General features: G+C 72.1%; 17 protein-coding genes. 10 read left to right on the top strand and 7 right to left on the bottom strand.

What is annotated here, in order from left to right; all coding sequences use genetic code 11:
- Positions 1-7: 7 nt before the first annotated feature.
- On the bottom strand, positions 8-847 hold the full coding sequence (locus tag ACFWCH_RS12285) for a DUF3097 domain-containing protein (protein WP_136045978.1): 840 nt from the start codon (positions 845-847) through the stop codon (positions 8-10).
- A gap of 122 nt (positions 848-969) precedes the next feature.
- On the opposite strand from ACFWCH_RS12285, the gene ACFWCH_RS12280 reads away from it, so the two are divergent.
- From ACFWCH_RS12280 to ACFWCH_RS12265, 4 genes are all read left to right on the top strand, one after another.
- A complete protein-coding gene (locus tag ACFWCH_RS12280; protein WP_366626845.1) occupies positions 970-2,991 on the top strand; it encodes a TPM domain-containing protein in 2,022 nt (673 codons plus the stop codon).
- Positions 2,992-3,050: 59 nt separating this feature from the next.
- Positions 3,051-3,797 carry a PspA/IM30 family protein gene (locus tag ACFWCH_RS12275; RefSeq protein WP_136032592.1) on the top strand — a complete coding sequence of 249 codons (747 nt, stop codon included), beginning with the start codon at positions 3,051-3,053 and terminating at the stop codon, positions 3,795-3,797.
- A gap of 66 nt (positions 3,798-3,863) precedes the next feature.
- The gene (locus tag ACFWCH_RS12270; protein WP_247638626.1) at positions 3,864-4,667 is read left to right on the top strand and encodes an arginase family protein; all 804 of its coding nucleotides are present in this window, start codon (positions 3,864-3,866) and stop codon (positions 4,665-4,667) included.
- Positions 4,664-5,107 carry a Fe-S oxidoreductase gene (locus tag ACFWCH_RS12265; protein WP_240744603.1) on the top strand — a complete coding sequence of 148 codons (444 nt, stop codon included), beginning with the start codon at positions 4,664-4,666 and terminating at the stop codon, positions 5,105-5,107. The genes ACFWCH_RS12270 and ACFWCH_RS12265 overlap by 4 nt, the downstream gene beginning before the upstream one ends.
- A gap of 1 nt (position 5,108) precedes the next feature.
- Here ACFWCH_RS12265 and ACFWCH_RS12260 read toward each other — a convergent pair whose 3' ends face one another.
- From ACFWCH_RS12260 to ACFWCH_RS12250, 3 genes are read right to left on the bottom strand one after another with little or no spacing between them, the layout of a single operon-like run.
- Positions 5,109-5,579, bottom strand: a complete 471-nt coding sequence (locus ACFWCH_RS12260) for an SIP domain-containing protein (RefSeq protein WP_136044548.1) — start codon at positions 5,577-5,579, stop codon at positions 5,109-5,111.
- A 52-nt stretch (positions 5,580-5,631) separates the two neighbouring features.
- Complete coding sequence (locus ACFWCH_RS12255; protein WP_247638625.1) at positions 5,632-6,345, bottom strand: tyrosine-protein phosphatase; 714 nt, start codon at positions 6,343-6,345, stop codon at positions 5,632-5,634.
- Positions 6,342-6,818 carry a carboxymuconolactone decarboxylase family protein gene (locus ACFWCH_RS12250; protein ID WP_136036868.1) on the bottom strand — a complete coding sequence of 159 codons (477 nt, stop codon included), beginning with the start codon at positions 6,816-6,818 and terminating at the stop codon, positions 6,342-6,344. Before ACFWCH_RS12250 ends, ACFWCH_RS12255 begins: the two co-directional genes overlap by 4 nt.
- 177 nt (positions 6,819-6,995) lie before the next feature.
- Between ACFWCH_RS12250 and ACFWCH_RS12245 the strand changes: the two genes are divergently transcribed.
- The 6 genes from ACFWCH_RS12245 (at position 6,996) to ACFWCH_RS12220 (ending at position 12,952) form a co-directional block, all read left to right on the top strand.
- Positions 6,996-7,922 (top strand): alpha/beta fold hydrolase, encoded by a 927-nt coding sequence (locus tag ACFWCH_RS12245; RefSeq protein WP_378803602.1) that lies wholly within the window; start codon positions 6,996-6,998, stop codon positions 7,920-7,922.
- Positions 7,923-8,014: 92 nt separating this feature from the next.
- Positions 8,015-9,535 carry an ABC transporter substrate-binding protein gene (locus ACFWCH_RS12240; RefSeq protein WP_136036870.1) on the top strand — a complete coding sequence of 507 codons (1,521 nt, stop codon included), beginning with the start codon at positions 8,015-8,017 and terminating at the stop codon, positions 9,533-9,535.
- 18 nt (positions 9,536-9,553) lie between these two features.
- The gene (locus ACFWCH_RS12235; RefSeq protein ID WP_136032606.1) at positions 9,554-10,504 is read left to right on the top strand and encodes an ABC transporter permease; all 951 of its coding nucleotides are present in this window, start codon (positions 9,554-9,556) and stop codon (positions 10,502-10,504) included.
- Positions 10,501-11,370, top strand: coding sequence for an ABC transporter permease (locus ACFWCH_RS12230; RefSeq protein ID WP_136032608.1), 870 nt, complete (start codon positions 10,501-10,503; stop codon positions 11,368-11,370). The genes ACFWCH_RS12235 and ACFWCH_RS12230 overlap by 4 nt, the downstream gene beginning before the upstream one ends.
- Positions 11,367-12,158, top strand: coding sequence for an ABC transporter ATP-binding protein (locus tag ACFWCH_RS12225; RefSeq protein WP_136044552.1), 792 nt, complete (start codon positions 11,367-11,369; stop codon positions 12,156-12,158). The genes ACFWCH_RS12230 and ACFWCH_RS12225 overlap by 4 nt, the downstream gene beginning before the upstream one ends.
- On the top strand, positions 12,155-12,952 hold the full coding sequence (locus tag ACFWCH_RS12220) for an ABC transporter ATP-binding protein (RefSeq protein ID WP_136032612.1): 798 nt from the start codon (positions 12,155-12,157) through the stop codon (positions 12,950-12,952). Before ACFWCH_RS12225 ends, ACFWCH_RS12220 begins: the two co-directional genes overlap by 4 nt.
- Positions 12,953-12,955: 3 nt before the next feature.
- On the opposite strand, the gene ACFWCH_RS12215 is transcribed toward ACFWCH_RS12220, so the two are convergent.
- The 3 genes from ACFWCH_RS12215 to ACFWCH_RS12205 are packed head-to-tail and all read right to left on the bottom strand — an operon-like array spanning position 12,956 to position 15,076.
- Complete coding sequence (locus ACFWCH_RS12215; protein WP_136032614.1) at positions 12,956-13,573, bottom strand: GNAT family N-acetyltransferase; 618 nt, start codon at positions 13,571-13,573, stop codon at positions 12,956-12,958.
- Positions 13,574-13,577: 4 nt separating this feature from the next.
- Positions 13,578-14,294 (bottom strand): uracil-DNA glycosylase, encoded by a 717-nt coding sequence (locus ACFWCH_RS12210; protein ID WP_378803856.1) that lies wholly within the window; start codon positions 14,292-14,294, stop codon positions 13,578-13,580.
- Complete coding sequence (locus ACFWCH_RS12205) at positions 14,294-15,076, bottom strand: SDR family oxidoreductase (RefSeq protein WP_168442850.1); 783 nt, start codon at positions 15,074-15,076, stop codon at positions 14,294-14,296. Before ACFWCH_RS12205 ends, ACFWCH_RS12210 begins: the two co-directional genes overlap by 1 nt.
- Positions 15,077-15,127: the final 51 nt, after the last annotated feature.

Genomic DNA, 15,127 nt, shown 5'->3' with positions numbered 1-15,127 from the left:
CGGAGCGCTAGCCCGCCGGCTCCGTGACGAAGTCGATCAGCTCCTCCACACGGCCGAGCAGCGCGGGTTCGAGGTCGCGATACGTGGTGACCTTGGACAGGATGTGCTGCCAGGCCCGCGCGGTGTCGGCCTGGGTCTCGTGCGGCCATCCGAACGCGCGGCAGATGCCCGTCTTCCAGTCCACGCCGCGCGGGATCTCGGGCCACGCCGCGATGCCCAGCGCCCGCGGGGTGACGCACTGCCACACGTCGACGAACGGGTGGCCGACGATGCGCACGTGCCGACCGTGGGGACCGCGGGCCACGGCCTCGGCGATGCGCGACTCCTTCGATCCCGGCACGAGGTGGTCCACCAGCACGCCGTAGCGCCGCTCGCGGCTGGGCGGTTCGGCGGCGAGGAGCTCGTCGAGCAGGTCGACGCCCTGCAGATACTCCACCACGACGCCCTCCACCCGCAGGTCGGCGCCCCACACCTTCTCGACCAGCTCGGCATCGTGGCGTCCCTCGACGAGGATGCGGCTGGGAAGCGCGGTCCTGGCGCGCTGGTCGGCGACCGCGAACGAGCCGGAGGCCGTGCGTCGCGGTCCCTGCTCCTTCGCGGCGGGGACGGTCAGCCGCACGGGCGCGCCGTCGATCAGGAAGCCGCCGCCGAGCGGGAAGAGGCGCTTGCGCCCCTTCCAGTCCTCGAGCTCGACGGTGCCGCCCTGCACGCGCGTCACCGCGCCGCAGTAGCCGTCCGCGGCGACCTCGACCACGAGGTCGATCTCGGCCGGGACGATCGGCACCTGCTTCGCTCCGCGTTCGCGCCAGCCCGACGCCAGCACATCCGATCCGTACCTGTCGTCCATGCCCTCCAGCGTATGTGTCTCCGCTGACGGCGAACGGCGATGCGCCCCGCGGCGCTGTCGCGTGTCGTACCCAGTGCATAGACTCGTGACATGGGGCTCGGCTGCCGGTCGGAGGGAACACGATGACGAAACGGTGGCTTGCGCTGGCCGCACTTCTGCTGGCCGCGATGATCGGGACGTTCAGCACGTCCGCCGCCTCCGCCACCGATCCGCTCACGCTCGACGCCGGGTACGTCACCGATCAGGCCGGGGTCCTGAGCCCGTCCGAGAAGAGCACGGTCGAGACCCGCTTGCAGGAGCTCTCGGCCAACTCCTCGGCCGACCTCTTCGTCGTGCTCGTCGACGACTTCACCAACCCCTCCGACAGCGCGGACTGGGCCGACGCGGTGGCGTCGGCGAACAACCTCGGCCCGTCGCAGTACCTGCTCGCGATCGCGGTCGACGGCCGCAGCCTCTACATCTCCGCCGACTCCTCCGGTCCGCTGAGCAACAGCCAGCTCGACGGCATCGAGAACGACATCGCACCGCTCGCGGGAGCCGGGGACTGGGCGGGCGCGATCACCCTCGCGGCCGACCGGATCCAGGGCGACGGCGGCGCGGGGGCCCTGCGGGTGACGCTCATCGTGGTCGCGGTCGTCGTCGTGCTGCTGCTGATCTGGCTCGTGGTCTCGCTCGTCCGCCGTGCGCGGCGCAACGCCGCCATCCGCGAGCGCGGCGCGATGCCCGAGACCCCCGACCCCGCCGACCCGTTCTCCACGCTCACCGACGCGCAGGTCGAGCAGCAGGCCGGCGCCGCGCTCGTGCAGGCCGACGACGCCATCACGTCCAGCCGCGAGGAGCTCGGCTTCGCGGTGGCGCAGTTCGGCGACGGGGCGACGGCCGAGTTCACGCGCGCGGTCGACGAGGCCAAGGCGAAGATCGCGGAGGCGTTCGACCTGCGGCAGAAGCTCGACGACGAGATCGAGGACTCCGTCCATGACCGCCGGGCGTGGCACATCCGCATCATCCAGCTCGCCGACGAGATCGACCGCGTGCTCGACGAGAACACCGAGGCGTTCGACGCACTGCGCCAGCTGGAGCAGAACGCGCCGCAGGAGCTCGAGCGCGTGCGCGGAGAGCGCGCCGCACTGACCCCGCTGCTGCCGACCGCCGCCTCGTCGCTCGCCGCGCTCTCGGCCGCGTACGATCCGGCCGCGTTCGCCACGGTGGCCGACAACCCGACGCAGGCGCAGGAGCGTGCAGCCCTCGCCGACCGCTCGATCCAGGCTGCCGAGCAGGCGATCGCCGCCGGGCGATCGGGCGAGGCGGCGTTCGCGATCCGCACCGCGGAGCAGTCCGTGGCGCAGGCCGGCCAACTGGTGCGGGCGATCGTGGCGCTCGGCACGGAGCTGTCCGCCACGCAGCGCGCCGCCACCGCCCTGGTCGCGGAGCTGCAGTCCGACCTCGCCGCCGCCGCGCAGCTGCCCGACCCGTCCGGCGCGATCGCCGCCGCGGCCTCCGCCACCGCCCAGCAGCTGCAGGTCGCGCAGGCCGATCTGACGGGCACGGCGAAGAATCCGCAGCGCGCACTCGACGCGCTCACGGCCGCGAACACGCAGATCGACGCCGCGCTCGCGCAGGGGCGAGAGGCCGTCGACCGCGCGCGCCGTGCGCAACAGCTGCTCGAGCCCACGCTGGCCCAGGCGAACTCCGAGATCCGCGCGACGAGGGAGTTCATCGAGACCCGCCGCGGCACGGTCGGCTCCGCCGCGCGGACGCGCCTCGCGAGCGCCGAGGCCGCACTCACGCAGGCGCTGAGCCTGCGCACGACTGACGTCGAGCGGGCACTCGCCGAGGCGACCAGGGCGCTCGACCTCGCCAGACAGGCGACCGCGGCGGCCGAGTCCGACGTGCGCTCGTACGGCCCGACCGTGGCCGCCGACGACAGCTGGGGCGGGCTCTTCGGCGGCTCGACCGGCTCGGGCGGCTCCGGCATCGGCGGCGACATCCTCGGCGGGATCATCGGCGGGCTGCTGGCGGGCGGCGGGGGCGGGTCCTCGCGTCGCAGCAGCAGCGGCTGGCGCTCCTCCGGCGGCGGCGGTTTCCGCAGCTCCGGCTTCGGAGGCGGAGGCAGCCGCGGACGCTCCGGGGGGCGACGCTTCTGATCCCCCGCACAGACACGTACGACACGCTCTTTACGACGACCCTCTGAAAGGAACCACGCATGACCGCCAAGCAGTCCATCTTCGGACGGATCTCCACCCTCGTCCGCGCGAACATCAACGCCCTCCTGGATTCTGCGGAAGACCCGCAGAAGATGCTCGACCAGCTCGTCCGCGACTACACCAACAGCATCGCCGACGCCGAGTCCGCCATCGCGGAGACCATCGGCAACCTGCGTCTGCTCGAGCGCGATCACGAGGAAGACGTGCAGGCCGCCACCGAGTGGGGCAACAAGGCCCTCGCCGCGAGCCGCAAGGCCGATGAGATGCGCGGTGCCGGCAACACCGCCGACGCCGACAAGTTCGACAACCTCGCCAAGATCGCCCTGCAGCGCCAGATCAGCGCCGAGCGTGAGGCGACCGGCGCGGAGCCGCAGATCGCCGCGCAGACGGAGATCGTCGACAAGCTCAAGACCGGCCTCAACGGCATGAAGGACAAGCTCAACGAGCTCAAGAACAAGCGCAGCGAGCTGCTCGCCCGCGCCAAGGTCGCCGAGGCGCAGACCAAGGTGCAGGATGCGGTGAGCTCGATCAACGTGCTCGACCCGACCAGCGAGCTGGGCCGCTTCGAGGACAAGGTCCGCCGCCAGGAGGCCATCGCGCAGGGCAAGGCCGAGTTGGCCGCGTCGAGCCTCGATGCGCAGTTCGAGAGCCTGGAGGACCTCGGCGAACTGACCGAGGTCGAGGCGCGCCTGGCCGAGCTCAAGGCCGGGGGCGCTGCTCCCCGTCAGGCACTCGAAGGTTCCTGATCCCTCGCTGATGCCCCGGGCCGCGTGCCCGGGGCATCAGCACTTCCGCTGTCGAGAGGTCTTCCCATGGTCCGCTTCCTCGTCGTGCCGCAGTGGCAGGGTTCGCCCGCCGCGCGGGCGATGCTCCTGGTCGACGGGGCGTCGGCGATCGCCGGCGATCTCCCGCGCGCGGCGACCACTGTGCTGGAGGTGCCCGTCGAGGCGGGCGAGTCCCTCGGGACGGGGGTGCGACGCCTCAGCGCCCTGCAGCGGACGCGCGAGCTGGTGCGCGAGCACCTCACGGCCGACACGGTGCTGATCGGCGGCGACTGCAGCATCACGGTCGCGGCACTCGACGCGCTCCCCGGGGGGACGGACGATGTGGCGGTCGTGTGGTGCGACGCGCATGCCGACCTGCACACGCCGGAGACCTCCCCGTCCGGTGCCTTCTCGGGCATGGCGCTGCGCGCGGTGCTCGGCGAGGGCGAGGAGCAGCTCGCGCTGTCCCCCGGTGTGCCGCGGGAGCGCGTGGTGACCGTGGGTGTCCGCAACGTCGACGACGCCGAGGTCGATCCGCTCGCCGCGCTCACCGGTCTGTCGGTCGCCGATCTCGACGATCCGGACGCACTGGCCGCCGCGGTGCGGGCCACGGGCGCCCGCCGCGTGTGGGTGCACATCGACGTCGACGTGCTCGACCCCGCCGCCTTCGCCGGAGTGTCCTCCGCGGTGCCGTTCGGGGTGTCCCCCGCCGCCCTGAGCGCCGCCATCCGCCGCCTGCGGGAGAGCATCCCGCTGGCCGGGGCGACGATCGCCGGCTTCGCGCCGCGGTCCCCGGCCGACGCGGTCGACGATCTGGGCGCGCTGCTGCGCCTGGTCGGAGCGGTCGCGTGACGCCGCCGGAGGGCTGGCAGGACGAGGCCGCCGAACGGCTGCGCCGCGGGCGGCGTGCGGATCGTCGCATCCCCGCGTTCTTGCTGCGCTCCCCCATCAGCCGCCTGGGCTACGCCTGGGGCACAGCCGTCGGCTGGCTCTGGGGCTCCCTGTGGAGCACGGGGCGGGTCGAGCGACGCAACGGCCTGTGGATCTTCCGCGGCATGCCCTCGTGGACGTTCAACCGTGGCGGCGTGTGCGTCGGTGGCTGCTTCCTCACCGGTGACGAACCGCCGAGCGACGCGGTCCTGCGACACGAGGCGGTGCACAAGGAGCAGTGGCTGCGCTACGGGTTCCTGATGCCGGTGCTGTACCTGTTCGCGGGGCGCGACCCGCTGCGCAACCGCTTCGAGATCGAGGCGGGGCTGGAAGACGGCAACTACGTCCGTCGTCCGCGCTGAGTCAGCGCGCGATCGGCAGGAGGCCGAAGCGCTCCGGTGCGTGGATCAGACCGGGGGCGATGCCGAGGGCGCCGGTGAGGTGCTCGACGATGTCGGCCGTGCCGAGGTAGCCGCCCAGCAGCGTGACGTGGGTCTCCACCTCGTCGTCGCACATCATCTCGTCGGCCCAGGCGCAGGTGGCACGGGCGAGCGCCTGTCCCGCGGCGCAGGCGCGACCGCTGCCCGGGGTTCCCGAGCGCTGTCCACGCGCGAGCCAGGTGACCGTCATGCGACCGGGTGCCTCGATCACGCCGATGTCGGACACCTCGGGCACCTCGATGAAGATGCGACCGGAGGCACACAGGGGCAGCGTGGCCAGGAAGGCCTCGAGCTCCGCGAGGGAGTGCTCATCGGCCGTCACCAGGTGGTGGGCGCGGCGACGCGCGGCACGACGTGCAGCGCGGGCTCCGCGGATCTCGAGCGAGGTGGTCATGATGGCTCCATGCTACACCAAGTGAAGGCTTGCCTAACCTTCCCCGTCGACCTCAGTCGATGGGCTCGACCAGGGCGGCACGCAGGGCGTCGAGCTCGCCCTCGGTCATGCCGTTGGCGCGCAGGTATCCCGCCGCCGAGCCCCAGCGCTCATCGACCTGCGCGAGCAGCCGTCGCATGACGTCGGCGGGCGACTGCGTGGCAAGGGCCACCGCGTGCACCGCCTCCGGGTGCTGTGAGCGCAGGTACTCCGCGATGCGCCGCGAGCGCTCCGGCGGCAGCTGCGACTCGGTGAGCGCGTAATCCGCGATCACCGCCTCCCGATCGGCGCCGACGGCCGACAGGGCGAGCGCGACGGTCACCCCGGTGCGGTCCTTGCCCACCGTGCAGTGCACCAGGGTCGGGTCGCCGGCGGCGATGATGCGGACGGCCTCCACCAGCCGGTCGCCGCTCTCCTCCAGCAGGTGCAGGTACAGGTCGTCGAGGCTCACGTCCGACTCGAAGAAGGAGCGGACGGACCCGAGGAAGAGCGGCAGGTGCGTCGTCTCCGGCCCGTCGATCTCGCTCGGCTCCGCGGCGACCTCCTCCCCGTCGCGCAGATCCACGATGCGCGCCACGGCGTCCCGCAGGACAGCGGCCCCGGCGGGCGTCGCGGTGGAGAGCTGACCGGACCGCAGCAGCACACCCGAGCGGATGCGCCCACCTTCCGCCTGCATCCCGCCCACGTCTCGGACGTTCGAGACGCCCTCGACGTCGAGAACGGTCATGACGCGGCCGGTGCGGTGCGCGGCGGCACCGGGTAGCGACCGGCGATGACGATGCGGTTGAATGCGTTGATCGATACGCAGGCCCAGCTCAGCGCGGCGTACTCCTTCTCGGTGAAGACGCTGCCGACCAGGTCGTACACCTCGTCGGAGATGCCGTCCTCCGCGATGAACGTGAACGCCTCGGCGAGCTCGAGCGCTGCCCGCTCCCGGTCGCTGAAGACCCCGCTCTCGCGCCACACGGGGATCTGCGTGAGCGTGTCGGCGTCGATCCCGGCGGCGGCCGCGCGATCGACATGGATGCGCGTGCAATAGCTGCACCCGTTCAACTGCGAGCAGTGGATCATGACGAGCTCCTTGAGCCGGTCATCGATCCCGTTCGCCGCACAGATGGAGCCGACCGTCTTGGAGAACGCGTCGAGGGCCTGATACGCAGCCGGCTCGGTCTTGGAGAGATGCACGCGCTGTTCGGTCATGCCTCCATGATATGGCGCGGTCGAGGCGCAGCGACCGGCGAGCGCGCACACCCGGAAATGCAGAAGGTCAAGCTACTCGCGATGATGTACATCGAAACGAGAAGTAATCGACCGCAGCTTTTTGTCACAATGCTCTCGCATTTCCGCGTCGGCGTGGCAGGGGCGCAGAATAGCCCCGTGGCGATCGACACCAGCGAGTTCACCTATCTTCCCGCACAGGCCGAAGCGCTCGGCGTCCCCCTCCCGGAGGTGCAGCGCCTGACACTCCCGCTCGCGGACGGCCGCACCCTCAGCGCCCTCCGGTTCGGCACGGGCGCGCCCCGGATCACGCTCCTGCACGGGGCCGGGCTCAACGCGCACACGTGGGACACGACCGCGCTGGCCCTGCAGCAGCCGGTGCTCGCGATCGACCTCGCCGGTCACGGCGACTCCTCGTGGCGCGACGACGCCGACTACACCCCGCGCGTGCTCGCCGCCGACGTGGCCGCCGCGCTCGACGCCTGGACGACCCAGCCGCAGGTGGTCGTCGGCCAGTCCCTCGGCGGGCTCACCGGCGCCGCCCTCGCCGCGGCCCGCCCCGACCTCGTGGCCGAACTCGTGGTCGTCGACATCACGCCGGGAGTGGACGTGACCGCCGGCCCCGCGGCGCTGCGGGCGTTCTACGAGGGCCCGACCGACTTCGCCACCCGCGACGAGCTGGTCGACAAGGCCATGGCGCTCGGCTTCGGCGGCACCCGCCCCGAGACCGAGCGCGGCGTCTTCCTCAACACGCGTGTGCGCGACGACGGCCGGATCGAGTGGAAGCACCACTTCGCCCACCTCGCGGCGCAGGCGCTGTCGGCGCACGACCCCGGCACCCCCGCCGCCCCGTCCGTCCTGCACGAGACCGGCTGGGACGACCTCGCCGGCGTGCGCTCCCCGCTGACGCTGGTCCGGGCGGAGCGGGGCTTCGTGAGCGCCGAGGACGCCGCCGAGCTGCAGCGCCGCCTCCCCGCCGCCCGCGTGGTGGTGCTCGACGCCACCCACAACGTGCAGGAGACCGCGCCCGCCGAGCTGGCTGCGCTCCTGACCTCGCGCACCACGTCGGCGACCGGCGGAATATGACGTTCCGTTCCGTCGCCGACCCCCGCACCTCCCCGCAACCCTAGGCTCGTCCCACCGGCACACAGCACCTGCCGCACCGAGAGGAAACACCCATGTTCTTTCGTCACCGACGCCTCGCGCTGATCTCCGCACTCGCGGCCACCGCCGTCGTGCTCAGCGCCTGCTCCGGCTCCGCAGAGCCCGGACCCTCCACCGGGACCGGCGAGCCCGATTCGAACGCGACGCTGCACGTGGGGCTCGTGCTCGAGCCCACCAACCTCGACATCCGCCACACGAGCGGCGCCGCCCTCGAGCAGATCCTCATCGACAACATCTACGAGGGCCTCGTCAGCCGCACGCAGGAGAACGAGATCGAGGGGCGTCTGGCCTCGGACTACGAGGTGTCGGACGACGGGCTGACCTACACGTTCACGCTGAACGACGGAGTCGTCTTCCACGACGGCACTCCCCTGACCTCCGCCGACGTCGTCTCGTCGTACGAGACCGTGCGCACCGACGCCACCGTGCAGGGCAACGCCGAGTTCGCGTCGGTCGCCTCGATCACCGCCCCCGACCCGACCACCGTGCAGATCGTGCTGTCTGCGCCGAACCAGAACTTCCTGTTCGCACTCACGGGCCCGGCCGGACTCGTGTTCAAGACCGGCGACACGACCGATCTGAAGACCGCGGAGAACGGCACCGGCCCGTTCACGCTCTCGCGCTGGAACAAGGGCAGCACCATCACGTTCGCGCGCAACGACGAGTACTGGGGCGACCCGGTGAGCGTCGCCGAGGTCGAGTTCCAGTACATCCCCGACTTCACCGCCGGCGTGAACGCGGCGCTCGCCGGCGACGTCGACGTGCTCACCGCCGTCGACCCGAACCTCGCATCACAGCTGGAGGACTCCGGCGACTTCACCCTCACGAAGGGCCGCACGACCGACAAGGCCACACTCGCGTTCAACAACAAGAAGGCGCCGCTCGACGACGTGCGCGTGCGTGAGGCGCTGCGCCTGGCGATCGACCACGACGCGCTGATCGAGGCCGTCGGAGCCGGCACCCCGCTGTACGGGCCGATCCCCGAGCTCGACCCGGGCTACGAGGACCTCTCCGACGTGATCTCCTACGACCCGGAGCGCGCGAAGGAGCTGCTGGCCGAGGCGGGGCAGGAGGACCTCGACCTCACGCTCACGATCCCCTCGTTCTACGGCACGACCGTCCCGAAGGTGCTCATCTCCGACTTCGACAAGGTCGGCGTGAACCTCGAGGTCGACTCGGTGGAGTTCCCGACCTGGCTCGAAGACGTCTACACCAACAAGGACTACGACCTCAGCTTCGTGCTGCACGTCGAGCCGCGCGACTTCGGCAACTTCGCCAACCCGGACTACTACTTCGGCTACGACAACGCCGAGGTGCAGGACCTGTACGCCCAGGCGCTGGCCGAGGTCGACCCCGACGCCTCGGCGAAGCTGCTCGCCCAGGCCGCCCGCATCGTGTCGGAGGACCACGCGGCCGACTGGCTGTACAACGGCGAGACCATCACCGCGGTCAGCCCGATCGTCTCGGGCTTCCCGGAGGACTCGATCAACTCGCGCATCAACCTGGCGGACGTCACCGTCAGCAGCGCCGACTGAGCGCCCGGTTCCGACCCCGTGCTGCGCTACGCGCTCGTCCGAGGGGCCCTGCTCATCGCAGGGCTCCTCGTGTCGAGCGCGCTCATCTTCCTAACCCTCCGGGTGTTCCCCGGTGACGTCGCCCAGCTCATCGCCGGGACCCAGGCCTCGCCCTCCGAGGTCGAAGCCCTCCGGGAGTCGCTCGGCCTGAACCGTCCCCTGCTCGCGCAGTACACCGACTGGATCGGCGGCATCTTCCGCGGCGACCTCGGCACCTCCCTCCTCTCCGGCGCGTCCGTCGGCGAGGAGCTGCTGCTCAAGGCGCAGGTCACGGTGCCGCTCGGCCTGCTGTCGCTGCTGATCGCGGTGCTCATCGCCGTGCCGTTCGGGATCCTCGCGGCCCTTCTGCGCGGCCGGCGCGGCGGGACGGCGCTCAGCGTCGGTGCGCAGGCGCTCGCGGCCGTTCCGGTGGTCTGGGCGGGCATGATGCTGATCGTGGTGTTCTCCGTGTGGCTCGGCTGGCTCCCGCCGCAGGGCTTTCCGCGCACCGGCTGGTCGACACCGGGCCGGGCCATCGAGGCGCTGCTGCTTCCCGCGCTGACCATCGGGATCGTGGAGGGCGCGATGCTCATGCGGTTCGTGCGCAGCGCCACGCTCCAGGCCGCCGGTCAGGATTTCGTGCGCACGGCCGCGGCCAAAGGGCTCACCCGCACGCGCGCCCTGATCCAGCACGGCATCCCGGCGGTCGGGCTGTCGATCGTGACGGTGCTCGGGCTCCAGGTCGCCGGGATCATCGTCGGCTCCGTCGTGATCGAGCAGCTGTTCACCCTGCCCGGCATCGGCCGGATGCTGGTGGCCGACGTGGGCACACGCGACCTGATCAAGGTGCAGAGCGAGCTGCTCGTGCTCACCGGGTTCGTCCTGGTCGTGGGCTTCGTGGTCGACCTGCTGCATCGCGCGATCGACCCGAGACAGCGGGAGGCCGCATGACCCCCCGCTGGCTGCACCGGCTGTGGCAGACCGCGACCGGACGCTTCGGCCTGATCGTGGTCGCCGTCATCGCGCTCGCGGCCCTCGTATCGCTGTTCTGGACGCCGTTCGACCCGCGCGCCTCCGACATCGGCGACCGTTGGCTGCCGCCGGGCCTCCCCCACCTGCTGGGCACCGACGACACCGGGCGCGACATCCTCAGTCTGCTGATGGCCGGTGCCCGCACGACCGTGTTCGTCAGTGTCGGCGCCGGCCTCATCGCCACGCTCGTCGGCATCGCGCTCGCGGCCCTCGGAGCGCTCACCACGCGGCTCGTGCGCGAGACCGTGGCCGTGCTCGTCGACATCCTGATCGCGTTCCCGGTGCTGCTCATCGCCATGATGATCTCGTCGGTCTGGGGCGGGTCGCTGTGGGTCGTCATCTGGGCGGTCGGCATCGGGTTCGGCGTGAACATCGCCCGGGTCACGCGCCCCGAGCTGCGCCGCGTGCAGCAGAGCGACTTCATCCTCGCCGCCCGCGCCTCGGGGCTGACACCGGCGCAGACGCTCGTGCGCCACCTGCTGCCGAACGTGGCCCCGGTGTTCATCGTGCAGCTGTCGTGGTCGATGGCGGTGGCCGTGCTCGCCGAGGCCGGCCTGTCCTACCTCGGCTTCGGCGCCTCGGTGGTCGAGCCGAGCTGGGGCCTGCTGCTCGCCGATCTGCAGCGCTACATCGGCGTGCACCCGCTCACGGTCATCTGGCCGGGACTGACCATCACCCTCACGGTGCTGGCGCTCAACCTGCTGGGCGACGGACTGCGCGAGGCGACCGACCCGACCCTGCGACACCGCGCCGCCGAGACGCACACCCCGGCGGTGGTCGCGTGAGCCTGGTGGTGGAGGACCTGGTCGTCGAGCTCGACGGGCGACGCCTGGTCGACGGCGTGTCGTTCGAGGTGCCCGATGGCGCCAGGGTCGGGCTGATCGGCGAATCCGGCTCCGGAAAGTCGCTCACGGCGCTTGCAGTGCTCGGGCTGCTCCCGGACGGGGCGACCGCGCACGGCAGCATCCGCTGGGACGGCACCGAGCTGATCGGCCTTCCCGACCGGGAGCTCGCGCGGCTGCGCGGCGACGACATCGGCATCGTGTTCCAGGAGCCGCGTACGGCCCTGAACCCGATCCGCACCGTGGGGCGGCAGATCGCCGAGTCGATCCGCATCCACCAGGGTCTCGGGAAGCGCGAGGCCAGGGAGCGCGCGATCGCCCAGGCAGCACGCGTGCGGCTCCCCGACCCCGAGACCATCGTCGACCGCTACCCGCACCAGCTCTCGGGCGGGCAGCGGCAGCGGGTGGCGATCGCGATGGCCCTCGCCTGCCGCCCTCGGCTGCTCATCGCCGACGAACCCACCACGGCGCTCGACGTGACGATCCAGGCGGAGATCCTGTCCCTGCTGCTGGGGCTCGTGGAAGACGAGGGCATGTCGCTCGTGTTCATCACGCACGACCTCGCGGTGCTGGCCCAGGTGGCGACCGCGGGCGTGGTGCTCGAACACGGCAGGGTCGTCGAGGCCGCACCCGTGTCGACCCTGCTGAGCACCCCCGCCTCCCCCGTGACGCAGGGGCTGCTGCGCGATGCGACCGCCACCCTGTGGCGGCCGGAAGGCGGTGCGGCATGAGCCTGATCGAGGCGCGCGGCCTGCGGCGGGACTTCGTGGTACCGAAGCGCACGACCTTCGAGCGCACGCGGCGGCAGACCGCGCTGGAGCCCACCGACCTCGACGTGGTCGAGGGGTCGTCGGTCGGCATCATCGGCGAGTCGGGGTCGGGCAAGTCCACCCTGGTGCGGCTGCTCCTCGGGCTAGACCGCCCGACCGCCGGAACGGTCGCGGTGGACGGTCGTGCGGTCGACGCCGCGGCTTCCGCCCGGGCGCTGCACTGGCTGCGACGGCAGACCGGGCTCGTGTTCCAGGACCCGTACGCCTCGCTCGACCCCCGCATGACCGCGGGCCAGATCGTGCGGGAGCCCCTGTGGGCCCTGGGCATCGAGGGCGACCACCGGGCACGCGTACGGGAAGTGCTCGCCCAGGTCGGGCTCGAGCCGGACATGGGCGACCGCTACCCGCACGAGTTCTCCGGCGGGCAGCGGCAGCGCATCGCCCTCGCCCGCGCGATCGTGCATCGTCCGCGCATCCTCGTGGGGGACGAGCCGCTGTCCGCCCTCGACGTCACGGTGCGCGCGCAGATCCTCGACCTGCTGCGCGAGCTCAAGGCGACCTCCGAGCTGACGCTGCTGCTCGTCTCGCACGACATCGGCGTGGTGCAGAACCTGTGCGACACGGTCGTGGTGATGAAGGACGGCCGCATCGTCGAGCGCGGTGCGACGGCGGACGTGCTGCTGCACCCCGCGCACGACTACACGCGGGCGCTGCTGGCGGCGATCCCGGTCATCCCCGGGCCTGCGGAGGGCTGAGGCTCAGCGGGAGCGGCCGAACAGCGCGCCGCGACGCGGCCGGGACGGGCGCAGCGCCCGGCGCAGGTACACGGTGCCGAGGTCGCGGCCGAACTTGTGTCCGACGCGTCCCATCCGCCCCGCCTCGACGAAGCCGAGCTTCTCGTGCAACCGGATCGACGCCTCGGCCCCGCGGTCGCTGATCACCGCGACCATCTCGCGGATGCCGCGCTGCTCGCACGCGTCGATGAGCGCCTGCAGGAGCGCCGACCCCAGCCCCTTCCCGCCCGCCCCCGGGCCGAGGTAGATCGAGTCCTCGACCGTGTAGCGGTACGCGTTCTTGCCCGCCCACGGCTGCGCCACCGCGTAGCCCAGCACGGCCCCCGATGGCGACACCGCCACCAGGAACGGGAGCCCGAGACGGTCGAGCAGCGCATACTTCTCCCGCCAGGACGGGATCGTGCTGCGGCGCTCGTCGAGCGTGACCGCCGAGTTGCTCACGAAGTGGTTGTAGATCTCGCGCACGTGAGGGAGGTCGGCGGGACGCGCGGGCCGGATGGCGTACGCGAAGACCTCGGGAGCCGGTGCCGGTCGCAGATGGCGCGGCAGCACCCGGCGACGGTCCCCCGGCTCGAACTGCATGCGCTCAGCTTAGGGAGGCCTCCGCCTCGCCCTCCACCCGCCAGTCCACCGGGTCGCCGCCCGCCTCCGCCAGCAGCGCGTTGGCGCGGGAGAAGGGCCGCGAACCGAAGAAGCCGCGGCTCGCCGAGAGCGGCGACGGGTGCGCGGATTCGATCACCGGCGTGTCGCCGAGCAGCGGACGGAGGTTCGCGGCGTCCCTGCCCCACAGCACGGCGACGAGCGGCTGGTCCCGGGCGACGAGCGCACGGATCGCGAGCTCTGTCACCTCCTCCCAGCCCCAGCGGCGGTGCGAGCCCGCCGCGCCCGGCTGCACGGTGAGCACCCGGTTGAGCAGCAGCACGCCCTGGTCGCTCCACGCCGTGAGGTCGCCGTGCAGCGCGGGCGGGAGACCGAGGTCGCTCTCGCGCTCCTTGTAGATGTTCGTCAGACTCCGCGGCAGCGGTCGCACGTGGCGGTCCACCGCGAACGACAGCCCGATCGGATGCCCCGGCGTGGGGTACGGGTCCTGCCCCGTGATGAGCACCCGCACCTCGGACAGCGGCCGCTGGAACGCCCGCAGCACGTTCTCGCCCGCGGGAAGGTAGCCGCGACCGGCCGCCTGTTCCGCACGGAGCCGCTCGCCGAGCGCGGTGATCCGCTCCTGCGCGGGAGCCAGAGCCTCTGCCCAGCCCGGATCGATCAGTCCGTCGCGCGCGAGCTCGGCGAGGCCGCGGCCCGCCATCACTCCGCGGTCCGCACGCGCAGCGGACCCCGCGCGAGCAGGTGCTGGGCGGACTGCGCCACCGGGCGCATCGTGATCAGGTCGAGATTGACGTGTGCGGGAGCCCCCAGCGCGTAGGCGATCACATCGGCGACGTCGTCGGCCAGGAGGGGCGCCTCGACCCCGGCGTACACCGCCTCCGCCGCGACCGCGTCGCCGCCGAGACGGTTGAGCGTGAACTCCTCCGTGTGCACCATCCCCGGTGCGACCTCCACGACCCGGATGGGCTCGCCGTTGAGCTCCTGGCGCAGGGCCCGCACCAGCATGCCCTCGGCCGCCTTCGCCGCGTTGTACCCCGCCCCGCCCGGATACGCCGTCTGCGCGGCGGTCGAGGTCACGAACACCGTGTCCGCGTGCCCGTCCACCTCGGCCGTCGCCCGCAGGAGGGGCAGGAGCCCCGCGACCAGGCGCTGCGTGGCCAGCACGTTCGCGTCGAACATCCACTGCCAGTCGTCGATCGCGGCATCCTCCACGCGGTCCGTCCCGCGCGCGCCCCCGGCGACCTGCACCAGCGCGTGCAGCGGACCCGAACGCTCAAGCTCTCCGACCAGGGCCGACACGGCGGCACCGTCGGTCAGGTCGCACGCGATCACCGAGGCCCCGGTCTCCGCCGCCAGGGCCCGCAGGCGGTCCTCCCGGCGGGCGACGCCGACCACGTCCCATCCCCGCCCCCGCAGCGCGCGCACCGTCGCCGCGCCGATCCCGGAACTCGCCCCTGTCACCACTGCACGTCTGTTCGCCATGCCCTCCACCGTACGATGTCCTCACCCGATTCCCGAGCGACGATCGCCGTG

This window comes from Microbacterium sp. NPDC060132, from assembly GCF_042729675.1.
GTDB classification, from domain to species: Bacteria; Actinomycetota; Actinomycetes; order Actinomycetales; family Microbacteriaceae; genus Microbacterium; species Microbacterium sufflavum.
Note: the sequence above shows the minus strand (reverse complement) of the source record. Positions and strands in the feature narration are given on the sequence as shown.

What these genes read in the sequence shown, in the direction of transcription:
- ACFWCH_RS12285 (WP_136045978.1), bottom strand. Translation starts at nt 847, where the DNA reads ATGGACGACAGGTACGGATCGGATGTGCTGGCGTCGGGCTGGCGCGAA.
- ACFWCH_RS12280 (WP_366626845.1), top strand. Translation starts at nt 970, where the DNA reads ATGACGAAACGGTGGCTTGCGCTGGCCGCACTTCTGCTGGCCGCGATG.
- ACFWCH_RS12275 (WP_136032592.1), top strand. Translation starts at nt 3,051, where the DNA reads ATGACCGCCAAGCAGTCCATCTTCGGACGGATCTCCACCCTCGTCCGC.
- ACFWCH_RS12270 (WP_247638626.1), top strand. Translation starts at nt 3,864, where the DNA reads ATGGTCCGCTTCCTCGTCGTGCCGCAGTGGCAGGGTTCGCCCGCCGCG.
- ACFWCH_RS12260 (WP_136044548.1), bottom strand. Translation starts at nt 5,579, where the DNA reads ATGACCACCTCGCTCGAGATCCGCGGAGCCCGCGCTGCACGTCGTGCC.
- ACFWCH_RS12255 (WP_247638625.1), bottom strand. Translation starts at nt 6,345, where the DNA reads ATGACCGTTCTCGACGTCGAGGGCGTCTCGAACGTCCGAGACGTGGGC.
- ACFWCH_RS12250 (WP_136036868.1), bottom strand. Translation starts at nt 6,818, where the DNA reads ATGACCGAACAGCGCGTGCATCTCTCCAAGACCGAGCCGGCTGCGTAT.
- ACFWCH_RS12240 (WP_136036870.1), top strand. Translation starts at nt 8,015, where the DNA reads ATGTTCTTTCGTCACCGACGCCTCGCGCTGATCTCCGCACTCGCGGCC.
- ACFWCH_RS12230 (WP_136032608.1), top strand. Translation starts at nt 10,501, where the DNA reads ATGACCCCCCGCTGGCTGCACCGGCTGTGGCAGACCGCGACCGGACGC.
- ACFWCH_RS12220 (WP_136032612.1), top strand. Translation starts at nt 12,155, where the DNA reads ATGAGCCTGATCGAGGCGCGCGGCCTGCGGCGGGACTTCGTGGTACCG.
- ACFWCH_RS12215 (WP_136032614.1), bottom strand. Translation starts at nt 13,573, where the DNA reads ATGCAGTTCGAGCCGGGGGACCGTCGCCGGGTGCTGCCGCGCCATCTG.
- ACFWCH_RS12210 (WP_378803856.1), bottom strand. Translation starts at nt 14,294, where the DNA reads ATGGCGGGCCGCGGCCTCGCCGAGCTCGCGCGCGACGGACTGATCGAT.
- ACFWCH_RS12205 (WP_168442850.1), bottom strand. Translation starts at nt 15,076, where the DNA reads ATGGCGAACAGACGTGCAGTGGTGACAGGGGCGAGTTCCGGGATCGGC.